Here is a 5,278-nt window from a genome sequence, read left to right on the forward strand (position 1 = left end):
ATCAATAGACTTGCTCGGAAACCGTATCTTGAGTCAGTTGGCCTTAAGCGGTCGGCACATGGGCAAACGACCCCGCCCTTTCATTGCGAAACGAAAAGCTGGGGTCTTTTTGTTTGCCTCCGGAGTATCGCTGGATGAAACCTACGGCCTGATTGCAGTCATTGAAAAGGCTGCCATGATTTATTCCCAAATCGGGGCAGGGCAGCCAGATCAAGCAGGAAATCACCAATCCAAGAGCTGCAGGAAATTGCAGAATCTTTCAACAAGACCCCGCATGAAGGCTTCTTGGATAGATAGGTAAAAAGTGAGCTGGGGGAGAGGCTTTACTTTTCCTGCAGGATGTTTTGTTAAAAAAATCACAAAATACTTGAAAATCGAAAAAGATAGGTGTAAAATCATATTAACATAACAAAAAGGAGAAGAAAGATGTCAACATTTTATGTACCAGCCGTCAACCTTATCGGCAAAGGCGTTGTCAATGAAGTCGGCCCTTATGTTAAAGAATTGGGTTACAGTAAAGCCCTGCTGGTTACGGATAAATTTATCGAAAGCAGTGATATTCTGCCGAAGGTGCTTAAACCGCTGGATGCTGAAGGAATCGAATATGTCATCTTCAGCGATGTAGAGCCAAATCCAACTTGTAAAAATGTCATGGATGGGCTAGCAGCGCTGAAAGAAAATAACTGCGATTTTATTATCAGTGTCGGCGGAGGCTCTCCGCAAGATGCCGCAAGCTGTATCTCCGTCATTGCGACCAATGGCGGTAAGCCGCAAGACTATGAGGGTCTGCACAAGTCAGCCAAGAAAGGTTTGCCAGTTGCAGCCATCAATACGACTGCGGGAACTTCAGCTGAAATTACCATTAACTATGTGATCACTGATGAAGAGCGCAAGGTCAAAATGGTTATGGTGGATAAGAACAGCTTGGCCCTGATTTCGGTCAATGACCCCGAACTCATGGTATCCAAGCCAGCTGCCTTGACAGCTGCGACAGGTATGGATGCCCTGACCCATGCGGTAGAAGCCTTGGTCACTCCGGGCGCTTATGGTGTGACTAAGAAGCTGTCGATTGGTGCCATCGAACTGATCAAAGAATACCTGCCTCGGGCAGTGGCCAACGGCCATGACATCGAAGCGCGCGAAGGCATGGTGAATGCCATCTTTCTAGGAGGCATGTCCTTTAACAATGCTGGTTTGGGCTATGTGCACTCCATGGCTCACCAACTGGGAGCTGTCTATAATCTGCCGCACGGTGTCTGCTGTGCCATGCTGCTCCCGGTCGTTGAGCGTGAAAATGCCAAACGGGTGCCAGCAGCCTTCCGCAATGTCGCCAAAGCCCTCGGTCTTCATACCGAAGGCAAGACAGATGCAGAATGTGCAGCCTATGCCATTTCTGAAATCGAAAAACTCTCTGAAACCGTCGGCATTCCAAAGAAATTGACAGAACTTGGTATCGAAGAAAAAGACTTTGATTTTGATTACCTTTCTAATAATGCCTTGATAGATGCCTGCGCCCCAGGCAATCCATTTATGCCAACCTTAGAAGAAACCATTGCCTTTTACAGGGAGCTGTTTTAACACTCAAAGACAATCGAAAATAATCAGGCAGACCGATAGAGGCAGCGAGGCTGGAACCAAGTGTTTCAGTCTCGCTTGATTATGGCCGAAAGTTCTTGACCTTAGCGCGGCAGGCGATTGCCAAAACTCTGCGAAAATCTCTTCAGCCTGCGTCAGCTCCGGGGAACCTTTTCAGCCTGAGCTTAGAAACAAAAGAGTGAAGGGGACTAAATTTTTAAAAATTTTATACGGTATCTTCCAAAAGATAGCTCCCTCTGCGGGTTAGGACGCAGTCATCATGAGAGTCTTATACGGTATCTTCCAAAAGATCCATCCCTCTGTGGGTGAGGACACAGCCATCATGGGAGTCTGTCCCACCTGCTTTTGAGACTTCCTTCAGCAAAATATTTGAAATCGCTTGCAAAAATGGTATAATGGCTTTGTGAAAACTGAACAATATTTCTGCTGATACTCTTGCTGCCCTCAATTCTGCAGGGATTGGCTTGGGCTTGTGCCAACAGTCTGGGGAGTGAAAAAGGTTCCAAGAATTTTTTTCAGCCCTGCCCAGTTTGACTGTTTATCATTGGAGTGTGTGTCAGAACAGACAGGCCGATCTGTCTGAGTTCGGTTGGAGACAGAACTTGGGCTAAAAATGTTGAAAAAAAGAGCAATCGTTCTTGAAGCTGTTGCTTGAGTGTTTGCTTCTCATTTTTCTGCAGCTCTGGCAGCCTGCTTTGCTTAGAGATGTGGATGCCCATTGGGATTTCTTCGTTATTTAGCCCCTCAGATCTCAAAAGGAGGAAAAACGATGGCTTATAAGACAATTTACCCCTATACCAATGAAGTGCTGAAGGAGTTTGACAACCATACGGATGCTGATTTGGAAGCGGCTTTGGCTGCGGGCCACGCCCTTTACAAAAAATGGCGGGCTGAAGGCGGGCTGGAAGAGCGAAAAGGCCAGCTGCATAAGGTGGCGGAACTTCTTCGCCGTGATGTGGATAAATACGCTGAAGTGATGACCAAAGACATGGGCAAGCTCTTTACTGAAGCCAAAGGCGAAGTGGAGCTCTGTGCTGCTATTGCGGACTATTTTGCTGATAAGGCTGAAGAATTCCTGAAACCAAGAGAGCTGGAAGCCGTGCATGGGGAAGGCTATTACATCAAGCAGGCAGTCGGCGTGCTCTTCATGGTAGAACCGTGGAATTTCCCCTTCTATCAAATCATGCGTGTCTTTGCGCCTAACTTTATGATTGGCAATCCAACGGTGCTTAAGCATGCCTCTATCTGTCCGGCTTCTGCACAGGCTTTTGAGAATTTGGTCAAGGAAGCAGGCGCTCCTGCCGGCTCTTTTAAAAATCTCTTTTTGACTTACGGCCAAGTCAGCAAAGCCATTGCGGATCCGCGGATTCAGGGAGTGGCCCTGACAGGGTCTGAGCGCGGCGGGGCTTCCATCGCGGCCGAAGCTGGTGCCAATCTTAAGAAATCAGCGCTGGAACTGGGCGGAAACGATGCCTTTCTGATCTTGGAAGATGCCGATTTTGAACTGCTGAAAGATACCATTTTCTTTGCCCGTCTCTACAATGCCGGTCAGGTATGTACCTCATCAAAACGGTTTGTCGTTGTCGGTGAAGAAAATTACCGTAAGTTTGTGGATATGGTAGTGGAAACCTTCAAGACAGCAAAATGGGGCGATCCGATGAAAGCTGAGACCACTTTGGCTCCTCTGTCTTCTGCGGCGGCTAAAGAGGAAGTCTTAGGACAAATCAAACTGGCAGTGGATAATGGAGCAAGGGTCGCTTATGGCAATCAGGAGATTGACCATCCAGGCAATTTTGTCATGCCGACAGTCTTGACCGATATCAGCAAAGACAATCCAATTTACAACACCGAAATCTTCGGTCCTGTGGCGTCTATTTACAAAGTGGATACAGAAGAAGAAGCGATCGCACTGGCCAATGACTCCAGTTACGGTCTGGGGGGAACGGTCTTCTCCTCTGACCCAGAGCGAGTGGCGCGTGTTGCTGCCCAGATTGAAACAGGGATGACTTTTGTGAATTCAGGTTGGGCTTCTCATCCAGAGCTGCCCTTTGGCGGGATTAAGAATTCCGGCTATGGCCGTGAACTCAGTCATCTAGGTTTTGATGCCTTTGTTAATGAGCACCTTGTCTTTACACCAAAAGGATAGGAAGGCTGGGCTATCGCCTGTTGGTTTAGCATAGGGCAGCGGTGGCAGTGAGACAGACTCCCGCGCTGGCTGTGTCCTCACCCGCAAAGAGGGGAACCTTGTGCTTCTAGGCTCAGGCTGAAAAGATTCCCCTCAATCTTTTTACTCCCAGCATCTTATGCAGTTGCTTTGGTGCTAAAGTGAAGCACGGTGACTGGATTTCGGACTGAGGTTGGAAAATTACCGGAAAACCCCCGCTTTAAAATTTTTTTCATTTTTCTCTTGCTTTTTCTGAAAAATTCAGGTAGAATATTCAACAATCATTTAAAGCGATGAGAGAAAAAGCTTAAGACAACAGACAGAGAGTGCCCGGCGGTGAGAAGGCATGCAATCCTTAAGCGACACATTCTTGAGTGCGGCTGCGAAATCAGCATACTGAGATTAGTGGCCGACGGCTGATTCCCGTTACGAATTCGGAGTCTTGTACTCCATGAGGGTCCTCAGGCGACTGAGGGCTGAATAAAGGTGGAACCGCGTGTCAACGTCCTTGCAATGTTTTTTGCGAGGGCTTTTTATTATCTTTTGAATAGCATCAATCCTTATACTTTTCGAAAATCGGCTTCAGATCAGGCGTGTAGAGTTCCTTACCCGAACAGAGTGAGGCTGCAATACTTTTGTCGCCGTCTCCTATGCGGGTGAGGGTACAGCCGTCAAGGGAGTCTGTCTCCTAATCTACAAGATCCGACAGTTCCCCAAACTTAACGGACGAGGCGGATGCTGATTTTCAAAGAGCAGAAATGATTGGAAACAAGCGAAAGCGAGGTAGCAGTATGCTCAAACTAAAAGGTCTCAGATCACTCACTCCCTATGTGGCGGGGCAGCAGCCTGCAGGAGACAGGCTTATCAAGATTAATACCAATGAAAATGCCTATTTTCCCAGTCCGCGGGTGGCTGAGGCGCTGAAGGATTTTGACGCTGCCAGCCTGCGCAGGTACTCCAGTCTGGATCAGGCCGGCCTCTGTCAGGCTTTGGCAGCAAACTTGGGCGTCTCGCCAGACCAGCTCATTATCGGTAATGGCAGCGACGACATCCTGTCTATGGCCTTTCTGGCTTTCTTTAACAGCGGGGAGCCTGTTCTTTTTCCGGACTTGACCTATGGATTTTACAAGGTTTGGGCCCAGCTTTATCGGATTCCTTACAGAGAAGTACCGCTGACGGAGGATTTCCGGATTCGGACGGAGGATTATCTGAAAGCTGAGGGAGGCATTGTTTTGGCCAACCCCAATGCTCCGACCGGGATTTACAAGCCCTTGGAGGAGCTGGAGCAGATACTGGCGGCCAATCGGAATCTGGTCGTGGTAGTAGATGAAGCCTATATCAATTTTGGCGGCCAGACGGCCCTGCCGCTGCTGGAGGAGTATCCCAATCTCTTTATTAGCCGGACTTTTTCCAAGGATGCGGCTCTGGCCGGCCTGCGGGTAGGCTATGGTATCGGGCATCCGGACTTGATTGGGGTCATGAAGGCCGTTCAGCATTCGATCAATCCTTATTCGGTGG

Annotated in this window: 3 protein-coding genes and 1 pseudogene; all 4 read left to right on the plus strand. The window is 48.5% G+C overall.

Annotation, left to right across the window (positions count from 1 at the left end; genetic code table 11):
- Positions 1-82 precede the first annotated feature (82 nt).
- A pseudogene (locus STRDD11_RS05100) lies at positions 83-297 on the plus strand (hypothetical protein); the annotation flags it as partial.
- A 129-nt stretch (positions 298-426) separates the two neighbouring features.
- Positions 427-1,578: an iron-containing alcohol dehydrogenase gene (locus STRDD11_RS05105; protein WP_128835994.1), complete on the plus strand. Its 1,152-nt coding sequence runs from the start codon at positions 427-429 to the stop codon at positions 1,576-1,578.
- A gap of 787 nt (positions 1,579-2,365) precedes the next feature.
- Positions 2,366-3,742, plus strand: a complete 1,377-nt coding sequence (locus tag STRDD11_RS05110) for an NAD-dependent succinate-semialdehyde dehydrogenase (protein ID WP_128835996.1) — start codon at positions 2,366-2,368, stop codon at positions 3,740-3,742.
- Positions 3,743-4,551: 809 nt separating this feature from the next.
- Positions 4,552-5,278, plus strand: a 727-nt coding sequence (locus STRDD11_RS05115; RefSeq protein ID WP_128836322.1) for a pyridoxal phosphate-dependent aminotransferase, incomplete at its 3' end; no start/stop codon positions are given.

The organism is Streptococcus sp. DD11 (assembly GCF_001578865.1).
GTDB classification, from domain to species: Bacteria; Bacillota; Bacilli; order Lactobacillales; family Streptococcaceae; genus Streptococcus; species Streptococcus panodentis.